Annotated in this window: 21 protein-coding genes; 12 read left to right on the plus strand and 9 right to left on the minus strand. The window is 73.6% G+C overall.

All coding sequences use genetic code 11. The annotated features are described in order from the left end of the window. Nucleotides 1-21: 21 nt before the first annotated feature. Nucleotides 22-1,482: an MFS transporter gene (locus ACFC0G_RS24120; protein ID WP_376406528.1), complete on the minus strand. Its 1,461-nt coding sequence runs from the start codon at nucleotides 1,480-1,482 to the stop codon at nucleotides 22-24. Further along, nucleotides 1,479-2,147: a TetR/AcrR family transcriptional regulator gene (locus ACFC0G_RS24125; protein WP_376406530.1), complete on the minus strand. Its 669-nt coding sequence runs from the start codon at nucleotides 2,145-2,147 to the stop codon at nucleotides 1,479-1,481. The genes ACFC0G_RS24120 and ACFC0G_RS24125 overlap by 4 nt, the downstream gene beginning before the upstream one ends. A 292-nt stretch (nucleotides 2,148-2,439) precedes the next feature. Between ACFC0G_RS24125 and ACFC0G_RS24130 the strand changes: the two genes are divergently transcribed. From ACFC0G_RS24130 to ACFC0G_RS24140, 3 genes are all read left to right on the plus strand, one after another. Then, nucleotides 2,440-3,024, plus strand: coding sequence for a TMEM165/GDT1 family protein (locus ACFC0G_RS24130; RefSeq protein ID WP_376406532.1), 585 nt, complete (start codon nucleotides 2,440-2,442; stop codon nucleotides 3,022-3,024). A gap of 87 nt (nucleotides 3,025-3,111) precedes the next feature. Further along, the gene (locus ACFC0G_RS24135) at nucleotides 3,112-3,636 is read left to right on the plus strand and encodes a hemerythrin domain-containing protein (protein WP_376406534.1); all 525 of its coding nucleotides are present in this window, start codon (nucleotides 3,112-3,114) and stop codon (nucleotides 3,634-3,636) included. Nucleotides 3,637-3,710: 74 nt separating this feature from the next. Continuing rightward, nucleotides 3,711-5,039, plus strand: coding sequence for a M20 family metallopeptidase (locus ACFC0G_RS24140; RefSeq protein ID WP_376406536.1), 1,329 nt, complete (start codon nucleotides 3,711-3,713; stop codon nucleotides 5,037-5,039). Here the strand turns inward: ACFC0G_RS24140 and ACFC0G_RS24145 are convergent. Next, entirely contained in the window at nucleotides 5,028-5,915 is an 888-nt protein-coding gene (locus ACFC0G_RS24145) for a LysR family transcriptional regulator (RefSeq protein ID WP_376406538.1), read from the minus strand. The two genes, ACFC0G_RS24140 and ACFC0G_RS24145, sit on opposite strands and share 12 nt — an antisense overlap. A 118-nt stretch (nucleotides 5,916-6,033) precedes the next feature. Between ACFC0G_RS24145 and ACFC0G_RS24150 the strand changes: the two genes are divergently transcribed. Further along, nucleotides 6,034-7,413 (plus strand): MFS transporter, encoded by a 1,380-nt coding sequence (locus ACFC0G_RS24150; RefSeq protein WP_376406540.1) that lies wholly within the window; start codon nucleotides 6,034-6,036, stop codon nucleotides 7,411-7,413. Continuing rightward, the gene (locus ACFC0G_RS24155) at nucleotides 7,410-7,730 is read left to right on the plus strand and encodes a cupin (RefSeq protein WP_376406542.1); all 321 of its coding nucleotides are present in this window, start codon (nucleotides 7,410-7,412) and stop codon (nucleotides 7,728-7,730) included. The genes ACFC0G_RS24150 and ACFC0G_RS24155 overlap by 4 nt, the downstream gene beginning before the upstream one ends. A gap of 32 nt (nucleotides 7,731-7,762) precedes the next feature. On the opposite strand, the gene ACFC0G_RS24160 is transcribed toward ACFC0G_RS24155, so the two are convergent. Then, nucleotides 7,763-8,317 carry a tetratricopeptide repeat protein gene (locus ACFC0G_RS24160; RefSeq protein ID WP_376406544.1) on the minus strand — a complete coding sequence of 185 codons (555 nt, stop codon included), beginning with the start codon at nucleotides 8,315-8,317 and terminating at the stop codon, nucleotides 7,763-7,765. Between the two features lie 150 nt (nucleotides 8,318-8,467). Between ACFC0G_RS24160 and ACFC0G_RS24165 the strand changes: the two genes are divergently transcribed. Then, a complete protein-coding gene (locus tag ACFC0G_RS24165) occupies nucleotides 8,468-9,880 on the plus strand; it encodes a threonine/serine exporter ThrE family protein (RefSeq protein WP_376406546.1) in 1,413 nt (470 codons plus the stop codon). Nucleotides 9,881-9,918: 38 nt separating this feature from the next. On the opposite strand, the gene ACFC0G_RS24170 is transcribed toward ACFC0G_RS24165, so the two are convergent. The 3 genes from ACFC0G_RS24170 to ACFC0G_RS24180 all read right to left on the minus strand — a co-directional run bounded on the left by ACFC0G_RS24170 (nucleotide 9,919) and on the right by ACFC0G_RS24180 (nucleotide 12,364). Further along, nucleotides 9,919-10,227: a CU044_2847 family protein gene (locus ACFC0G_RS24170; protein WP_376406548.1), complete on the minus strand. Its 309-nt coding sequence runs from the start codon at nucleotides 10,225-10,227 to the stop codon at nucleotides 9,919-9,921. Nucleotides 10,228-10,366: 139 nt separating this feature from the next. Then, a complete protein-coding gene (locus ACFC0G_RS24175) occupies nucleotides 10,367-11,719 on the minus strand; it encodes an Ig-like domain-containing protein (RefSeq protein WP_376406550.1) in 1,353 nt (450 codons plus the stop codon). Nucleotides 11,720-11,878: 159 nt separating this feature from the next. Next, the gene (locus tag ACFC0G_RS24180; RefSeq protein WP_376406552.1) at nucleotides 11,879-12,364 is read right to left on the minus strand and encodes an SRPBCC family protein; all 486 of its coding nucleotides are present in this window, start codon (nucleotides 12,362-12,364) and stop codon (nucleotides 11,879-11,881) included. Between the two features lie 150 nt (nucleotides 12,365-12,514). Between ACFC0G_RS24180 and ACFC0G_RS24185 the strand changes: the two genes are divergently transcribed. Further along, nucleotides 12,515-13,099 carry a PadR family transcriptional regulator gene (locus ACFC0G_RS24185; RefSeq protein ID WP_376406554.1) on the plus strand — a complete coding sequence of 195 codons (585 nt, stop codon included), beginning with the start codon at nucleotides 12,515-12,517 and terminating at the stop codon, nucleotides 13,097-13,099. Between the two features lie 105 nt (nucleotides 13,100-13,204). Further along, nucleotides 13,205-13,654: a peroxiredoxin gene (locus ACFC0G_RS24190; RefSeq protein ID WP_376406556.1), complete on the plus strand. Its 450-nt coding sequence runs from the start codon at nucleotides 13,205-13,207 to the stop codon at nucleotides 13,652-13,654. 2 nt (nucleotides 13,655-13,656) lie between these two features. Here ACFC0G_RS24190 and ACFC0G_RS24195 read toward each other — a convergent pair whose 3' ends face one another. Further along, complete coding sequence (locus ACFC0G_RS24195; RefSeq protein WP_376406558.1) at nucleotides 13,657-14,013, minus strand: SHOCT domain-containing protein; 357 nt, start codon at nucleotides 14,011-14,013, stop codon at nucleotides 13,657-13,659. 9 nt (nucleotides 14,014-14,022) lie between these two features. Further along, nucleotides 14,023-14,463, minus strand: a complete 441-nt coding sequence (locus tag ACFC0G_RS24200; protein WP_376406560.1) for a DUF6325 family protein — start codon at nucleotides 14,461-14,463, stop codon at nucleotides 14,023-14,025. A gap of 157 nt (nucleotides 14,464-14,620) precedes the next feature. Here ACFC0G_RS24200 and ACFC0G_RS24205 point away from each other — a divergent pair, with 157 nt between their 5' ends. The 4 genes from ACFC0G_RS24205 to ACFC0G_RS24220 all read left to right on the plus strand — a co-directional run bounded on the left by ACFC0G_RS24205 (nucleotide 14,621) and on the right by ACFC0G_RS24220 (nucleotide 17,721). Then, complete coding sequence (locus ACFC0G_RS24205) at nucleotides 14,621-15,019, plus strand: SHOCT domain-containing protein (RefSeq protein WP_376406562.1); 399 nt, start codon at nucleotides 14,621-14,623, stop codon at nucleotides 15,017-15,019. Nucleotides 15,020-15,111: 92 nt separating this feature from the next. After that, nucleotides 15,112-15,555, plus strand: a complete 444-nt coding sequence (locus ACFC0G_RS24210; RefSeq protein WP_358473204.1) for an Rrf2 family transcriptional regulator — start codon at nucleotides 15,112-15,114, stop codon at nucleotides 15,553-15,555. Nucleotides 15,556-15,627: 72 nt separating this feature from the next. After that, entirely contained in the window at nucleotides 15,628-16,818 is a 1,191-nt protein-coding gene (locus tag ACFC0G_RS24215; protein WP_376406564.1) for a globin domain-containing protein, read from the plus strand. Between the two features lie 288 nt (nucleotides 16,819-17,106). Further along, nucleotides 17,107-17,721 (plus strand): rod shape-determining protein MreC, encoded by a 615-nt coding sequence (locus tag ACFC0G_RS24220; protein ID WP_376406566.1) that lies wholly within the window; start codon nucleotides 17,107-17,109, stop codon nucleotides 17,719-17,721. Nucleotides 17,722-17,725 lie beyond the last annotated feature (4 nt).

Here is a 17,725-nt window from a genome sequence, read left to right on the forward strand (position 1 = left end):
TGATCGTACGCAGAACCGCCGTCAGGGCCCGGGTGGCGTCGGCCCCGGGCGTGTCCCCCGGGGGTGCGCCGCCTCGGGCAGGGCGAGGGCGGCGGGGATCGCGAGGGCCGCGATCACGGCGAGGGCGGGCAGGACGAGGCCCCGGACCGGGACGAAGCCGCCGTCCGGGACGAGGGCGAGGAGCAGGGTCGCGAGGGCGACGCCGAGCGCGGGTCCGATGTTCATGACGGTCTGCTGGAGGCCGCCGGCGACGCCTGCGTGGGCCTCGGGGGCGCGGTGCACGACGACGGAGGTCGCGGTGACCATGAGGACGACGAAGCCCGCGCCGAGGAGGGCGGATCCGGTGCAGACGGACCCCGCGGAGGCCGTCGCGTCGAGCCGGGAGAGCAGCAGGACGCCGAAGGTGAGGAGGACCGCGCCGGCGGTCGCCGTGCGCCGGGGCCCGTAGCGGCGCTGGAGCGGCGGGCAGAGGGGCGCGCCGAGCACCATGAGGACGGCGAGCGGCAGGACGCGCAGGGCGCAGTCGAGGGGGTCGAGGCCCTGGACGTCCTGGAGGAAGTACGTCGCCACGAAGAGCGTCCCGAAGAGGGCGGCCGAGGCGGCGAGGAGGACGGCGAGCCCGGCTCGGACGGGCACGCTCCGCATCAGCTCGGGTGGCAGAAGGGGGTGCGGGGCGCTGCGTTCGTGCCGGACGAGCGCGGCTCCGGCGGCGAGGGCGGCGGCGATCACGATCACGGTGGTCCCGGTTCCGCCGGGTCGGGGCGCGTCGACGAGTCCGTGGACGAGGAGGCCGAGGGCGGCGGCGAGCAGGACGGCACCGAGCGGGTCGAGCGCGGCGATTCCGGTGGAGGGGTGCCGCTCCGGGCGCGCGGCGCGCGGTTCCGGTGCGGCGAGGGCGAGCAGGCCGATCGCGAGGGTCGGCGGCACACCGAGGAGGAAGACCGCGCGCCAGCCGTACGCGGAGACGAGCGCGCCGCCCACGACGGGGCCGGCCGCCGCGGCGAGCCCGATGGCGGCGGTGCGCACGGCGATCGGCGTCGCGAGGCGCTCGGGCGGGAAGGCGGTGCGCAGCATGCCGAGGGTGGCGGGTTGGAGGAGCGCCCCGCACACCCCTTGGAGCACGCGCAGCGCGATCACGGCGCCGATGCCGGGGGCGAGGGCGATGCCGGCGGAAGCGGCGGCGAAGCCCAGGGCGCCGACGGCGAAGACCCGGCGGTGGCCGAAGCGGTCGCCGAGGCGGCCGGCGAAGACGAGGAGGCTCGCGACGGCGACGAGGTAGGCGGTACTGGTCCACTGCACCTGCCCGACACCGGCGTGCAGGTCGCGCTGGAGGGCGGGCTGGGCGACGGTGAGGACGGTGCCGTCGAGGGCGACGACGGCCGCGCCGACGACGCTGCAGGCGAGGGTGACGGCGGTCGGCGCGCGACGGGCGCGGCGCGGACCTGTCGAGGTCGAGGTCGAGGTATCGGGACCGACGGTCACGGGGTGGGCTCCACGGGTCCGAGGTGGGCGTCGAGGGCGGCGGCGAGGAGCGGGGCGGGGTCGGTGCCGCCGGTGGCGAGCCGGAGGCTGCCCCAGTGCCAGAGCTGGGCGATGCCGTGGAGGTTGGCCCAGAGGGCGCCCGCGCGGAGGACGGCGTCGGCACCCGGCCCGGAGTCCGTGGCGCGCTCGACGAGCCCGGTGAGGTGGGCGAAGAGCGGCAGGCTCGTCTCCCGCAGCCCCAGCCGGCCGCTTTCGAGCAGGTCGTGGCGGAACATCAGCTCGTACATGCCGCGCCGGGTCCCCGCGTACGCGAGGTAGACGCGGGCGAGGATCGCGATCCGTTCGCGTGGCCCCGCCTCCTCCCGGTCCTCCTCGGCGAGGCGGTCGGCCAGTTCGGCGAAGCCGTGACGGGCGATGGCCGACAGGAGGTCCAGGTGCGTGGGGAAGTAGCGGCGGGGGGCTCCGTGGGAGACACCGGCCCTGCGGGCGATCTCGCGCAGGGACAGAGCCTGCGCGCCTTCGGCGTTCACCAGCTCGACGCCGGCCCGGACGAGCCGTCCGCGCAGCCCGTCGTCGTGCTCGCCGAATCCTTCACTCTCGCCCGATCCTTCGCTCTCACCGGGTCCTTCGTTCTCGCCCGGTCCTTCGTTCTCGTCATGCTGCATAGACACTGTCTACCAAGATCGAGTAGACGGTGTCTACTCATCCCCACGCCCTGTTCGGTTACACTGAGGGACAGCGAAGGGGAGTAGCCCTGCGAACCGGTCGTCGACACACTGGAACCCCCGGGTTCCCGGTGACCGGGTCCACGTACGACGTGGACGGGCGAGACCTTCGGCCAGGCATCAACCGCGTCCGCGCTTCCGTGGGCGTGGTTCGTCATGCCGGGCCGAGTGGTCCTCCCGTCGCCATCGAGGTGCGGAGCCCACGGGCCCGGACCGAGCAGAGAGCCCCGTTATGCACCTCGACCCCTTGGCGATCCTCACCGCCTTCGGGCTGATCTTCCTCGCCGAGCTTCCCGACAAGACGATGTTCGCGTCGCTCGCCATGGGCACGCGGATGCGTCCGCTGTACGTCTGGATCGGCACCTCGACCGCCTTCCTGGCGCACGTCGCCATCGCCGTGGGAGCCGGCAGCCTGCTCGGGCTGCTCCCCGGCTGGATCGTCAAACTGGTCTCGGCCCTGTTGTTCGGCTTCGGCGCCTTCATGCTGCTCCGCAGCGGAGGCGACGACGAGGACGACGACACGGGCGGCCGGACGGTGACCGGCTTCTGGCCTGTCTTCTCGACCGCCTTCATGGCCGTCTTCATCAGCGAGTGGGGCGACCTCACCCAGATCACCACCGCCAACCTCGCCGCCACCAACGGCACCTGGTCGACGGCGATCGGCTCGCTCGCCGCCCTGATGAGCGTCTCCGCCCTCGCCCTGGTCGCGGGCCGGTTCATCGCCAAGCGCGTACCGCTCAAGACCGTCCAGCGCGTCGGCGGCGTGTGCATGGCGGGCCTCGCGATCTGGTCGCTGATCGAGGTATTCACCGGCTGACGCCGGCCACCGGGCCATCCCGAACACCCCCCGTCCGGTTCCGGACGGGGGGTGTGCTGCGTCCGGCCCCGGTGCGATCATGCGGGGATGACCACCACCTCCGAACCGGGCGACCGCCTCGCGGCGTTCGGAAACCAGCTCGTCGACGTGCACATCTGGCTCCGCGAGGAGCTCGCCCGCCTCCGCGAGGACGTGGACTCCTTCCTCTCCGGAGACGGCGACCGCCCCCGGAACCTGCGGGCGCACTGCCTCGCCTTCTGCACCGCGCTCACGCGCCACCACACCGCCGAGGACCAGGGCGTCTTCCCCGTCCTCGCCACCGCGTACCCCGCCCTGCGGCCGGTGCTCGACGAGCTCGCGCGCGACCACGAGCAGGTCGAGGAGATCCTGCTGCGCCTCCAGGGCCTGCTGGACGGACTGCCGACGGACACGGCGCCCGGAACCGGTCCGGACTCGGCGGAGGTACGGCGGGTTCGCGGCGAACTGGACGGGCTCATCGCCCTGGTGGAGTCCCACTTCACGTACGAGGAGAAGAAACTCGTCACGGCCCTCAACGAGCTCGGCACTCCGCTGCCGGACGACTTCACGCTCTCCGACCTGACGGGCCGCTGACACACCCGGGTGGGAGGCTGGTGGGGCACGGTCCCCATGGCCACGGCGAGAGCCGGTACGGGAGGGAGGCCCCGTTGCACGGCGAACTGGACGAGCGGGCAGCGCAGGTGGCGGACCGGGTGGTCGCCTGGCGGCACCATCTCCACCGGCATCCCGAGCTGTCCAACCGGGAGGTGAACACCGCCCGCATGGTGGCGGACGAGCTGCGCGCGCTCGGCCTCGACGAGGTGCGTACCGGCATCGCCGGACACGGCGTCGTGGGCGTCCTGCGCGGCACGGCGGCGGCACCGGGCGGGCGGGTGGTGGCCCTGCGGGCGGACATGGACGCGCTGCCGGTCAGGGACCTGTGCGGGACCGAGTTCGCCTCCGAGGCCGTGGACACCGGCCGTCCGGGCGGCCCGTTCCCCGTCTCGCACGCCTGCGGCCACGACTGCCACACGGCGATGGTGCTCGGCGCGGCGGCCGTGCTCGCCGGGGTCCGCGACCGGCTCCCGGGCACCGTGCTCTTCGTCTTCCAGCCCGCCGAGGAAGGCCCGCCGGTCACCGAGGAGGGCGGGGCGCGGGCCATGGTCGAGGCGGGCGCCTTCGCCGATCCGGTGCCGACGATGGCCTTCGGACTGCACGTGACGCCCTACCCGAAGGGGTACGTGGGGTACCGGATCGGCAATCAGTACGCCGCTTCCGTCCTCGTTCGCGTCGTCGTCACCGGGAAGCAGACCCACGGCTCCACGCCCTGGGAGGGCGTCGATCCGATGCCGGCGGTGGGGGCGGTCCTGACGGGCATCGGCCAGCTGTACCGGCAGGTCTCGGCGTTCGCCCCGGTCACGGTCTCCATCGGGCACGTGGAGGACGTCGGCCGGTTCAACGTCATCGGGCAGACGGTGACGCTGTGGGGCACGGCCCGGTGCGCCGTGGAGTCGGACATGGCGGAGGTCCAGCGGCGCCTGACGACGCTCGTGGAGCACTCGGCGGCGGCGTTCGGCGCGACGGCCTCGGTGGAGTACCTCCAGTACGTACCGCCCGTGCACAACACCCGGCCGTGGGTCGAGTCGGCGCTGCCGACCTTCCGCCGGGTGGTGGGCGAGGAGCGGGTGGTGGAGACCGGGGGGACGCTCGGGTACGACGACGTCTCCGAGTTCGTACGCCGCTTCGGCGGCCTGTACGTCACGCTCGGCGTCCAGGACGCCGCCCTGGACCCGTCGGGCCGGCCCGTGGCGGTGCCGGGCGGGCGCGGGATCGCCACCAATCACCACCCACGCTTCTACGCGGACGACGACACGCTCGTCACCGGGGTCCGGCTCCACGCGCACGTCGCGTACGACCATCTGACGGGGGCGCTGGCGGGACCGGCGTCTCCGCCCGCCGACGCGCCCCAGGGAGCGTCGGACGGGTCAGGTGCGTGACGTGCCGACCGCCTCGACGAAGGCCCTGAGCAGGGCGGAGTCGGCGGCCGTGGGCCAGACGAGGCCGTACTCGACGGGCGGGGCGTCGCGCAGCGGGACGTAGGCGATACCGGGCCGTGGGTGGTAGCGGGCTCCGAGCGCCGCGCCGGGGGCGACGCCCCGGCCCGCGCTCACATGGGAGAGGACCTCCTGCCAGGTCGCCGCGACCGGCCCCCGGCCGACGGGGGCGCCGGACGGGGTGCGGCGGGGGTAGTGGTGATCGCGCCAGTAGCGGGGGTTCGCGCCCTCGGGGGTGATCAGGGCGAGGCCCGCGAGGTCCTCCAGGCCGAGGGACGCCCTGCCTGCCAGCGGGTGCGCCACGGGCAGGAGCAGGACCCGGTCCTCGGCGACGACGACGGGGCCGGTGGTGAGATCCGGCTCGCGGACGGGGAAGGCGACGAACTGGACGTCGAGCGTTCCGTCCCTGAGGGGGCCGGGTCCGGCGTCGAGCGGGACCTCGTGGACCGTGATCTCGCAGCCGGGGTACCGGGCGAGCAGCGTGTCGGCGGCGGCCGTCAGCAGTTCGCCGCCCCAGGGTGTGGCGAAACCGGCCCGCAGTCTGCCCCGGACGCCCCGCCCGGCCTCGGTGGCGCGTTCGAGGGCGGCCCGCAGCTGCCGGTACGCGGGCAGCAGGTCCTCGTACAGGCGCAGGCCGACGGGGGTGAGCTGGACGCTGCGGCTGGTGCGGGCGAAGAGCGGGGTGCCGACGCGTCGCTCCAGCTTCTTGACGGTCTGGCTGATCCGGCCGGTGGAGACGCCGAGGCGCTCGGCGGTGCGCCCGAAGTGGAGCTCCTCGGCCAGCGTGAGGAACGCCTCCAGTTCGTACCGTTCGAGCATCGCTCCCCCTCCTGATCGTTGAGTGTGGCTCAACGCCGATTCGATGATCGCATCTTGTTCGGCGGGGGCGGCGACGAGGAGCCTGGAGGCGTCGCCCCCGCCGTACGGAAGAGAGTCCGTGAAACCGGAACCGAACCCGCCCGCCGTCCCCGTGCCTGCCGTCCCCGTGTCAGCCGTCCCCCGGTCAGCCGCGCCCGTGCCCGCCGCGCCCGACCCGGCGCCCACCCAGTACCCCGCCCAGTCCCCCGCCCCGACCCTGAACGTCCCGCTCTTCGCCGTGGCCGGGGCCGTCACCGTCGCCAACATCTACTTCCCTCAGCCGCTGCTCGCCGCCGTCGCCCACGGCCTGGAGGTCTCGGAGCGGACGGCGGGCCTGATCGCCTCGGCGGCCCAGATCGGGTACGCGCTCGGCATCCTGCTGCTCGTGCCGCTCGCCGACACCGCCCGGCTGCGCCGACTCACCTCGGCGCTGCTCGCGCTGACCACGGCCGCACTGCTCGTCGCCGCGGCGGCGCCTGACGTGCTCACGCTGACGCTCGCCACCCTGGCCCTCTCCACCACGACGGTGCTGCCGCAGATCCTCACCCCGGTGGCGGCCGTCCTCGCGGGTCCGGGACGGCGGGGCCGGGTCGTGGGACTCGTCGGCCTCGGCCTCACGCTCGGCTCGACGCTGTCCCGTACGGTCTCGGGCGCCGTGACCGACGCGAGCGGGAGCTGGCGCGCCGCCTATGTGGTGGCCGCGGCCGCGACGGCGGCGCTGCTGTGGGTCCTCCCCCGGCGGCTGCCCGAGCGGACGGGCGCACCCCCGGAGCGCCGCTCCTCGTACCTCCGGCTCCTGGCCGGGCTGCCCCGGCTCCTCGCCGACCACCGGGACCTGCGGATCTCGGCGCTGCTCGGCGCGTGCGTCTTCGCCGCGTTCAGTGTCTTCTGGGCCGTGCTCGCGTTCCATCTGGCGGCCCCGCCCCTCGGGTACGGGCCGGGCGCAGCCGGGCTCTTCGGGGTGCTGACCCTGCCGGCGGCGCTGGCCTCGGCGGCGGCCGGACCCCTCGCCGACCGGTACGGGCCGCGAGCGGTGAACACCGGGGGTCTGGTCGCCGCGGGGCTCGGGCTCGGGGTGGCGGGGCTCGCCCCGTACTCCCCTGTGGCGCTCGCGGCCGGGGCGAATCTGCTGGTCGTGGGGGTCAGCTCGTGCCAGGTGGCCAATCAGGCCCGGATCTTCTCGATCGGCCGGGCCGTGGCGGCCCGGGTGAACACCGTCTTCATGCTGGCGACGTTCGGCGGCGGCGCCTTCGGTTCCCTCGCGGGGTCCTGGCTCTACACGACGTACGGCTGGTCCGCCGCCCTCCTCGCGGCGGGGGCGTTCGTCGTGGTCGCCGGTCTCGTGGTGGCCGGCCCGGCGCGACCGGCGGTGCCGAGTTGCGGCCCGGACGCCACACGGGACGCTGGGAGTATGCGTCCGCGCACCTCGCAGGAGAGAACCCCGCAGGGAGAGACATGATCCTGGACCTCACCGCGCTCGCCGACGAGCACCTGGCCGCGGCCCGCACCGCGCCGCACGGGCGCAGCGCCCACCTGGTCATGCACGACGGGGTGCTCCGGCAGACCGTCATCGCCCTGACGTCGGGCACGTCCCTGGACGAGCACAACGCGCCACCGGCCGGCAGCCTCCAGGTGCTGCGGGGCCGGGTGACGCTGACGGCGGCCGGGTGGGCGGAGGAGCTCCCGGCGGGGGCGCTGCGGATGATCCCCAAGGAGCGGCACGGGCTGACCGCCGTGGAGGACACGGTGGTGGTCCTGACCGCGGTGAACGACTGACAGACGTCCAGCCCGCCCGGATTCCGGGCCGGTCACTCCGTCGCGTCGAGGTCCTCGGCGTAGTACTCGATGGCCTTCCGGTACTCGCGTACGGACGGGTCCTCGCTGGTGGCGGCGAGGAGGCGCAGCAGGGTCCGGACCGACTCGTGGTGCTGCCCCGTGTTGTAGAGGGCCATGGCCAGGAAGGTGCGCAGGGACCCGTCCTCGGGGAACTCCTCCACGGCGCCGGTCAGCAGCGTGACGGCGTCCTCGTACCGGCCGAGGATCCGGTAGGTGCTGCCGAGACCGAGGAGGGCCCCGCGCCGGTCGTCGGGGGTGAGACCTGGGCTGCTGGTGGTCGAGCCGGTGCCGGTTTCGTTGCCGGTGCCGGTTTCGGTTTTGGCGAGGGCGCGCTCGTAGTACGGCACGGCCTCCGCCTCCAGGCCGAGGACGTCGTGCGCCCAGGCCGTCTGGTAGGCGACCTCGGCGTCGTCCGGACGGCGGGCGGCGAGCGCGACGAGCAGCTCGCGCGCCTCCTCCTTGCGGCCCGCTTCGCGCAGGGCGACCGCCTCGGCCAGCGGGCCGTTCTTCTCCTCGTGGTGCTCCATGACGGCCATCCTCGCAGCTCGGACGGCCGGGGATCATGGTGGGAATCACTGCGGGTCTCACGGTCGAGTACAGGTAGAGGCTTTGTCGGCCGAGCACGGAGCATGCGGCGGGCGGATGTGAGGGTGCGAGTGCGCTGCTAACGTGCGCGAATGCGTCTTTTGTCCCGTCTTGATCTCCGTGGTCTCGCCCGGCGGGCTGCCGCGCTGCGGCCCCGGCGGCGGGGGAAGACCGTGACCGTGCCGGAGGCGGAGGCCGCCGGCCGGGAGTGGCTGCGGGATCTGGCCGCGCTCCTGTGCGAGCTCGGCTCGGAACTGCTGCGCGCCGGGCAGCGGACGGCCGAGGTCGAGCAGTCGCTGCACGACGTGGCCGCGCGCTACGGCATGCGGGCGCGGAGCTTCGTGGTCCCCACGGGGCTGTTCGTCCGGGTCGGCGGCGGCCCCGACGGCCGGGGCGGGGAGCTCGACTTCGCCCCCGTCGAGGGCCCTGACCTACGGCTCGACCAGGTGGAGGCGCTCCAGTCGCTGGTCGAGCGGATGCGTACGGAGCAGGTGCCGTTCGAGGACGCGCGCGGATCGCTGCGGGAGCTCAGGGCGCGGCCCGAGCGCTTCAGCCCGGCCGCCACCATCCTCGGCTACATCCTGCTCACCGTCGGCCTCGGTGCGATGCGGCACGCGACGGTCCCCGCCGTCATCGGGTACGCGGTGCTCGGTGCGGGCGTCGGGCTGCTGCGCCTGTTCGGCGACCGGCTCCCGGCCGCTCGTACCGCCCTTCCGGTGGTGGCGGCGATCCTGGTCACGGCCTCCTCGCAACAGTGGGCGGGACCGCTCCTGCACGAGGCACCCACGGTCCTGTACATCCCCCCGCTGATCGCCTTCCTGCCGGGCTCCGCGCTCACGCTCGGCGCCATCGAACTGGCCACCGGGGCCGCCCTGTCGGGCATCGCCCGGCTGGCCGGGGCGGCGAACGTGCTCCTCCTCCTGGCCATCGGCATCCTCGTCGGCACCGAGCTGGTGAGCCCCCGTCCGTCGGGCGGGCCCGCGTCCCCCACCCTCGGGCCCTGGGCACCCTGGGTCGGGGTGCTCCTCCTCGGCTTCGGCTTCCTGCTGTACTTCTCCGCCCCTCCGCGGGTCACGGGCTGGCTCCTGGGCGCGCTGCTCACCGAGCGGCTGGTCCAGTCGGTGGCCTCGGAGTTCGCGGGCGCGACCTTCGGCGCCTTCGCGGCGGGCATGCTGCTGCCGCCGATGGCCAAGTGGATCGCGCGCCGCTCGCACACCCCGGACCAGGTGGTGTTCCTGCCCTGCTTCTGGCTGCTCGTCCCGGGCGCGGTCGGCCTCACCAGCATCTCGGAGATCATCGTGGCGGGCGACACCGGCGGCGGCCTGGACAGCATGGTGAGCATGGTGATCACCGTGGCCTCGATCGCCATGGGCGTCCTCGTCGGCGCCGGCATCCAGCGGCGCCCCCAGCTGCTGCTCGGCGCACCGGCTCCTACGACTCCGCCGCCTCCGGACGGAGCGGCGGAGCCGGGGGCTCGGGGTACCGCGGACACCCTGCGCGAGTAACGGATCCGGGCGCCGGCAGGGTCCGTCGGCCACCCGTGTCAGCGGGGCGACTTCGTCCATTCGAGGGTCACGCGCAGGCTGGCGTTGGCGCTGCCCTGGACGACAAGGGCGGTGAGTCTGCCCGCGTCCAGGCCGAGCTGGCAGCCGAACTCGACGGTCGCCCGGTCGGGGGCCGCCCGGTCGAGCGCCTCGCCGATCTGCCCGGCGAAGGAGGCGAGTGCGCCGGTGACCGCGGAGAGGTCCGGCAACCGGTCGCCGAACCCTTCGAGCTCGGTGTCGGGGCCGAGCCGCCGCGCTTCCACGAAGAGGGTCGCGTCCCCGACCTCGACCTTGGTGACGTCCTGCATCGAATCTCCCTGGGTACAGCGGGGGGGGCGGACGGGCTGACAGGACGTCAGTATCACCGGGCGGTACGGGACCGGGGGCGCCCGCCACGCGCACGCCACGCCCTCGCGCACGCACGCCCCGCCCTCGCGCGCGTACGGCTCAGAGCGCGGGGCGCAAGGAGGTCTCCGTGGTCGCGGGGCCGGCGGCGACCGGACCGGCGAGCGCGCTGCCGCGCCGCCACTCCGCCCAGCTGAGGTTCCAGTCCCCGAAGCCGTTGCCGAAGGGGGTCATCGGCTCGCCGTAGCCGTTGACCACCCGGACGAGGTCGCCCTCGCGGACCGTGCGGAACAGCCAGGCGGCGTCCTCGGTGCTCATCCCGGTGCAGCCGTGGCTGACGTTGTCACTGCCCTGTGCGTCGACGGACCAGGGCGCGGCGTGCAGGTACTCGCCGCTCCAGGTCACCCGTGTGGCCCAGCGGACCTTGAGGTCGTAGGAGTCCTGGCTGCCGCGTGCGATGCCGATCGAATCGCCCCGCATGCGGACGAGGGGCTCCTTGCCGAGGACGACCTTGATGCCGCTCCGGGTGCGGTAGCCGGCCTTCCCGGTGGTGACCGGGAAGGTGCGGACCGCCCGGCCGTCGCGGAACACGGTCATCTCCAGGGCGGAGACGTCGGTGACGGCTTCGATGCGGTCGCCGGTGGTGAGGGTGAGCGGCCGTGACGGGCCGCCGAAGAGGCCGCTGCCGACGTGGAGCCCGTTCAGGGCGCTGTGGACGCGGATGCCTGTGCGGGCGGGCCAGTAGTCGCGGGGCCGGTAGTGGAGGGTGGCGGAGTCGACCCAGTGCCAGGAGCCTTCGACCCTCGGGGTGGTGCGGACCTGGAGGGCGCGCTCGACGACACGGCGGGCCGCGGGGTCCTCGGCGGGCACCGGGTGGCTGAGTTCGGCGGTGATCGGCTGGCCGACGCCGTACGTACCGCCGTCCTCCGGACCGAAGGTGACGGTCAGCCGCTCTCCGGCCGGTGCGGCGGCGGTGCGGAACTCCAGCCGGGTGAGGTGGCGGTGGGGTGCGTCGGCTCCCGAGGCGGGGCGTTCGACGACGAGGCGGGCGGTGTAGCGGCCTCCGGCGGGCAGGGCACCGGCGCTCGTCCAGCTCGTGCCGTCCGCGCTCGGTGTGCCGGCGACCCGGCGGCCGCGCCGGTCGGTCACGGTCACGTCGGCGAGCCGGCCGGGGCTGCGCAGCAGCAGGGAGACGGGGCCCGTGGCCTGCGCGCCGAGCGTGACGGGGTGTCCCGTGAGGGTGTGGGCGCCGCTCAGGACGAGCGTGCGGCGGGGAACGGAGCACAGGCCGCCGTCGGTGGCACAGCCGTCCACCGAGATCACGGTGGTGGGGTCCGGCGCCCCGGCCGGGGGCGTGTCCCGGTCTGCGGGCGACTGGGCCGCTGTGCCGACGAGGACGGCTCCGACCGCCAGGGACATCGCCCCCCACCCCCGTACGTATCTGCGTGACGACACGTCGGACACCCTCTCCTTCCGGACGGCAGCGTCGGCGGGGTGTCGCCGACCGCAGCATCAAATCGGATGAGAGGAGGAACGGATGATCAAGACACCGCGTGTGGCGGCGGAGGGGGGACGGAGACGACTCGAATGGGTCAGCGGTGGCTCGACGGCAGGTCAGCGAGGCGGTTCGGGCAGCTCCTCGCCGGTCTCCAGCAGCGACTTGAGGCTGGAGACCAGCGCGGGCCACCCCTCCCCGATGAGGCCCTTCATGAGGCCGTCGGTCTCCAGTTCGCCGTGGGTGACGGTGAGTTTGACGGTGTCGCCCGAGGGCTCGATGGCGAAGGTCGCGCGGGACCGGCGCTCCCGGGCCAGGCGCGCGTACACCTCCCGGTCGAGGCCGACGGCCTCCGCCCACGCCGGGGTGAAGGTGTGCCAGGTGTACGAGAGAAGGCGGCCGGGCTCGGCGTCGAGGACGACCTGCTCGGGGTCGGCCGTCCTGCGGCCGCCCTCGTCCCACACCATCGTGGCACCGGGGGTCCACTCCGACTCGAAGGCCACGCCCCAGTAGCGGCGGGTGAGCTCCGGGTCGGTGAGTGCCTTCCAGAGCTCGTCGGGAGTGGTCCGGATGTAGGTGGTGTAGACGAACGTGTCGCTGCCCATCGCGCTGCCCCTCGGGTCTGCTCCCCCACGGCCTGCTCCCTCCACCCTAGGCAGGCGCGGGAGCGACGTGCCAGCGAAGCGCCCGTGGTGCTGGTGCGGTCGTTGAATAGGTGCGGAGAGAACTATTCAACGTGCTGCTAGCGTGGCCGGATGTCCCTCAAGCACGCCGTCCTCGCCGCTCTCCTGGAGGGCGAGGCCTCCGGATACGACCTGGCCAAGATCTTCGACGTCTCCGTCGCCAACTTCTGGGCCGCCACCCCGCAGCAGCTCTACCGCGAGCTGGAGCGGCTCGCCGAGGCCGGTCTGATCACGGCCCGCGTGGTGGAACAGGAACGGCGTCCCAACAAGCGGATGTTCAGCCTGACGGAGCCGGGCCGGCGGGATCTGTACGCCTACACGTCGGCTCCGCCGCGGCCGAGCGCCATCCGCGACGAGCTGATGGTCCAGGTGCAGGCCTGCGACGAGGGCGACACGGCGGCCGTCAGGGGTTTCGTGGCGCAGCGGATGGAGATGGCCCGGACCAAGCTGGCCCGCTACGACCGCATGCGGGAGCGGATGCTCGACGGGCGGGACGAGGAGACGTACCTGCGCGAGGCGGAGCGGGTCGGCCCCTATCTCACGCTGATGCGCGGCCGGTTCTTCGAGGAGGAGAACCTGCGCTGGGGCGAGCGGGCCCTCGTGCTGCTCGACCGGCGCGCCGCTGCGCGCGGTGCCGTGCCGCAGCCCACCCGCTGAGCCGTCCCCTTCGGGGGTTACGGGATCATCTACTCTGCGGTAACGTCACCGGCCGGCCACCGGAGGCGCCGGTGGCCCGTACGGACGGATCGGGGACGGGCCTCAATGAACGTCGGTGACCTTGTCGAGGACTTCACCCTTCCGGATGAGACGGGCACTCCGCGCTCCCTCTCGGAGCTGCTGACCGAGGGACCCGTCGTCCTCTTCTTCTACCCGGCGGCGCTCACCCCCGGCTGCACCGCGGAGGCGTGCCACTTCCGCGACCTCGCGGCCGAGTTCCGTGCCGCCGGCGCCCTGCCCGTGGGCATCAGCACCGACGCGGTGGAACGGCAGCTGGAGTTCGCGGAGCGGCACTCCCTCGGCTATCCGCTGTTGTCGGATCCGGACGGAGCGGTGCGGGACCTGTTCGGTGTGAAGCGCGGCTTCTCGCTCGCGCCGACCAAGCGGATCACGTTCGTGATCGGCCAGGACCGGCGCGTGCGGGAGGTCGTGCGCAGCGAACTCCGCATGAGCGCGCACGCGGACCGCGCGCTGGCGGCCCTGCGCCGCCCCTGAGGTCACACGCCGAGCAGTCTCGCCTTGGCCGCCGCGAACTCCTCGGGGGTGAGCAGGCCTTGCTGGGCGAGTTCGCCGAGCCGGGTCAGCTGGTCGGTGACCGTCGGGGCCGCCCCGGAGGCCGGTGCCGCGGCCGGCGGGAGCGGGCTCGGCGCCGGTGCGGCGACCTGCTGCGGCTGTGGCTGCTGTTGCTGTTGGGCCTGGAGGTCGGCGATGGCCTCTTCCTGGTCCTGTTCACGGCGTGCGGAGCGGGCGGAGCTGCGGCCCGCGGCGTAGGCGGCTCCGCCGACGAGGGCGCCACGCAGCAACGGCGCTCCGCGGGGCCTGACGACCGGGCGGAGGAGGGGACGGCGTCGCATGAACATCGGTCAGCTCCTTCCGGCCACGGATACGGCTACGGCCTCGCGGTAGGCGTCCCGCGCCTGTTCGACGTGGTCGGGCGGGATGCGCACGGTCCCCGAGACACGGCCACCGGCCTCACGGATCGCCTCCGCCGCACGCGCGGCCCACACGTGTTCCACGAGCAACATCAGCGCGCAGGAGCCCGGTTCGAGGGTCTCGGCCGCCTCGGCCGCGTCCTCGGGACCCAGGAGGTTCGCCTCGGGCCCGATCTCGGCGGTGGCCTCCTCGTACTCCTCGTACTCGACGAGCTCGGAGGTGGACACCTCCCCCGTCACGGACTTGACGACGACGAGCGAGTCGATCAGGCGCACCTGGCCCGCTCTGCGCAGGTCCGCGACGGCCGTCACCGCCGCCACTTTCAGCCGCTCCCCCGGGAAGGCGAGCACGACACATTCCACCGGCCCCATGACGCTCCGTTCCTCGTGCGGTCCTCGGCCACCATCCGAACACGGCGGGGGGCGGGCCGCACCCGGGCCCGCCACGACATGCGGGGGCGCGGTGCCTGCACGAGACTCACTCGTACGCCGGGCCTCCCCGGCCCGCGCGGGAACGGAGTGTGCAGGAATGGACGACTACCCTCTCCTCAACGTCTTCTGGACCATGCTGTGGTTCTTCATCTGGATCATGTGGCTCTTCCTGCTGTTCAAGGTGATCACCGACATCTTCCGTGACCACGACCTCGGCGGCTGGGGCAAGGCCGGCTGGCTGATCTTCTGCATCCTGCTCCCCTACCTCGGCGTGCTGGTGTACGTCATCGCCCGCGGCAAGAGCATGGGGCAGCGCGACGTCAAGCAGGCGAAGGCCTCCGAGGCCGCGTTCCAGGACTACATCCGCAAGACGGCCGGGACGACTCCGGCGGGCGGCGGCGCCGCCGACGAACTGACGCGGCTCGCGGATCTGAAGGAGAAGGGCGCCATCACGGACGAGGAGTTCCAGAAGGCGAAGGCCAAGATCCTGACCTGAGGGCGGGACGGCAGGGACGGCGGCGTGCGGGCCTCGGGCCCGGCGCCGCCCCTTAATGCGTACGCGAAATACCGCTTTGATAGGGTCGGGTCGTGAGGTTGACGAAGTTCACCGACCTGGCGCTCCGTGCCGTGATGCGTCTGGCGGTCATCGCGCAGGACGAGTCCGTCACCACGCGCGAGGTGGCGGAGTCGATGGACGTGCCCTACGCCCACATGGCGAAGGTCGTCACCCGGCTCCAGCATCTCGGCGTGGTCGAGGCGCGGCGCGGCCGCGGCGGCGGCCTGGCCCTGACGGAGCTGGGCCGACGCTCCTCGGTGGGCTGGCTGACCCGCACCCTTGAAGGCGAGGAAGAGGTCGTCGCCTGCGAGGGCGATCCTCCGTGTCCGCTGCGGACGGCATGCCGACTGCGGGGTGCGCTGCGCGAGGCGCAGGAGGCCTTCTACCGCGTGCTCGACCCGCTGACCGTGGCGGAGCTCGTCGCCTCGCCGACGGGACCGCTGCTCCTCTCCCTCACTCCCCGCCCCTCCCCCTGAGCCGTGCGCGTCCCTCCCTCGGCACACGCACACTTTTAAATACGCAGATCATCTACCAGATTGAGAGTTCCCATGCTGTCCGAGCAGGCCGCCCCGGTCATCCGTGCCACTCTGCCCGCCGTCGGCGGTGCGCTCGACGAGATCACCGAGCGTTTCTACGCGCGGCTGTTCGCCGCCCACCCCGAGCTGCTGCGCGACCTGTTCAACCGGGGTAACCAGGCCAACGGCGAGCAGCGGAAGGCGCTGGCGGGTTCCATAGCCGCCTTCGCGGTCGCGCTGCTCGACCGCCCGGACAGTCGCCCCGATCTCATGCTGTCCCGCATCGCACACAAGCACGCCTCGCTCGGCGTCACCGCCGAGCAGTACAAGACGGTGCACGAGCACCTCTTCGCCGCGATCGTCGAGGTCCTCGGCGACGCGGTCACCACCGAGGTCGCCCAGGCCTGGGACGAGGTGTACTGGCTGATGGCCAACGCGCTCATCGCCGTGGAGGCCACGCTCTACCAGGAGGCCGGCGTCGCCGAGGGCGAGGTCTGGCGGCCGATGGAGATCGCCGAGCGGCGCGAGGAGACGGCCGACACCGTCTCCTTCGCCCTGCGCCACACCGACGGGACGCCGACGACCCCGTTCCGGCCGGGTCAGTACGTGAGCGTCCAGGTCGCCCTGCCCGACGGCGCCCGGCAGATCCGCCAGTACAGCCTCTCCGCCGCTCCCGGCCACCCGCAGTGGCGGATCACGGTGAAGCGGGTCGACGGCGACCCGGCGGGCGAGGTCTCCTCGTGGCTGCACGCGCACGCCCGCGTGGGCGACACCGTGGACGTGTCGGCCCCCTTCGGCGATCTGGTCCTGCCCGAGGGCGACGGACCGCTGCTGCTCGCCTCCGCCGGCATCGGCAGCACCCCGATGCTGGCGATGCTCGACCACCTCGCCGCCACCGGATCAACCCGTCCGGTCGCCGTCGTGCACGCGGACCGCTCCCCCGCGTCCCACGCGCACGCCGCCGAGCTGCACCGTCTCGTCGGCGCGCTGCCGCAGGCGGCCCTGCACCTCTGGTACGAGGAGCCGGGCGAGGCCGCCACGGCCCAGCGGGGCCGCGCCGATGTCACCGCGCTCGACCTCCCCGAGGGCACGACGGCATACCTCTGCGGGCCGCTGCCGTTCCTCCGCACGGTGCGCGGCGACCTCCTCGGCCGTGGGACGGCCGCGTCCGACATCCACTACGAGGTCTTCGGTCCGGACCTCTGGCTCGGCGCCGAAAGCTGACGCCTCCTTCCCGAAGGCCACCACCTGCGCCTTCGATCCCCAAGCAACATGGCATTCAGGCTGCGGATACTGCATAGTGAGGGCCCGTATCGGCCTCGCATTCAGCGGGTACGGAGCGAATGGACGGAAGCGATGGGATCGTTCGGATCAGTCGACGGCGGTCGGGGCACGGGGCGGCGGCCGGTACGCGGGATCGCGCTCGACATCGGTAGCTCGCGGACCCGGGCGTGGGCCCCGGGGGCGGGTGTCTTCGCGGACGTGCCGAGCGGTCCCGTACGGCGTGGCCGGGTGACGGACACGGACTCCCATCTCCGGCTGCTGCGGCGGCTGACCGCCACAGCTCCCGGCGACGGCGGACACGACACCGTCGTGATGCTGACCCACCCGGTCCTCGCGGCTCCGGCGGAACGGGAGGCCGCGCGCCGGGTGGTGGACGGGCTCGGCCCGGTGCGGGTCATCGCCGTGGACAGTGCCCGCGCCGCGGCGGCCTATGCCGCCCCGCCCGGCGGCGGTCCGCTGCTCGTGGTCGACCTGGGCGCCCAGCTGACCGAGGTGACGCTCGTCGTCGACGGCCTGGTCGAGGACGCGCGGCTGGCCGAGGTCGGCGTCGACGACGTGCGGGAGTCGGGACGGGTGCCCGACACGATCGCCGGGACGGCCGCCGACCTGGTCAGCGACCTGTGGCGGCAGGACCGCACCGGGGCCGTCCGCGGCGCGCTGCGCCGCGGAGTCCTGGTGACCGGCGGAGGCGCGCTCCGACTGGACGTGACGAGCCGCCTGGCACACCTCCTCCGGGCCCGCCTGCGGCTCGCGAACGACCCGTCGACGAGCGTCGTCCGCGGTGCGGGGCTGATGCTGGCCTCCGCCCTGCGTCACCCGGGCGGCCCCCTCGGCCGCGACTGATCCG

The sequence above is a fragment of the Streptomyces sp. NPDC056169 genome, from assembly GCF_042268445.1.
In the GTDB taxonomy this organism is placed as follows: Bacteria; Actinomycetota; Actinomycetes; order Streptomycetales; family Streptomycetaceae; genus Streptomyces.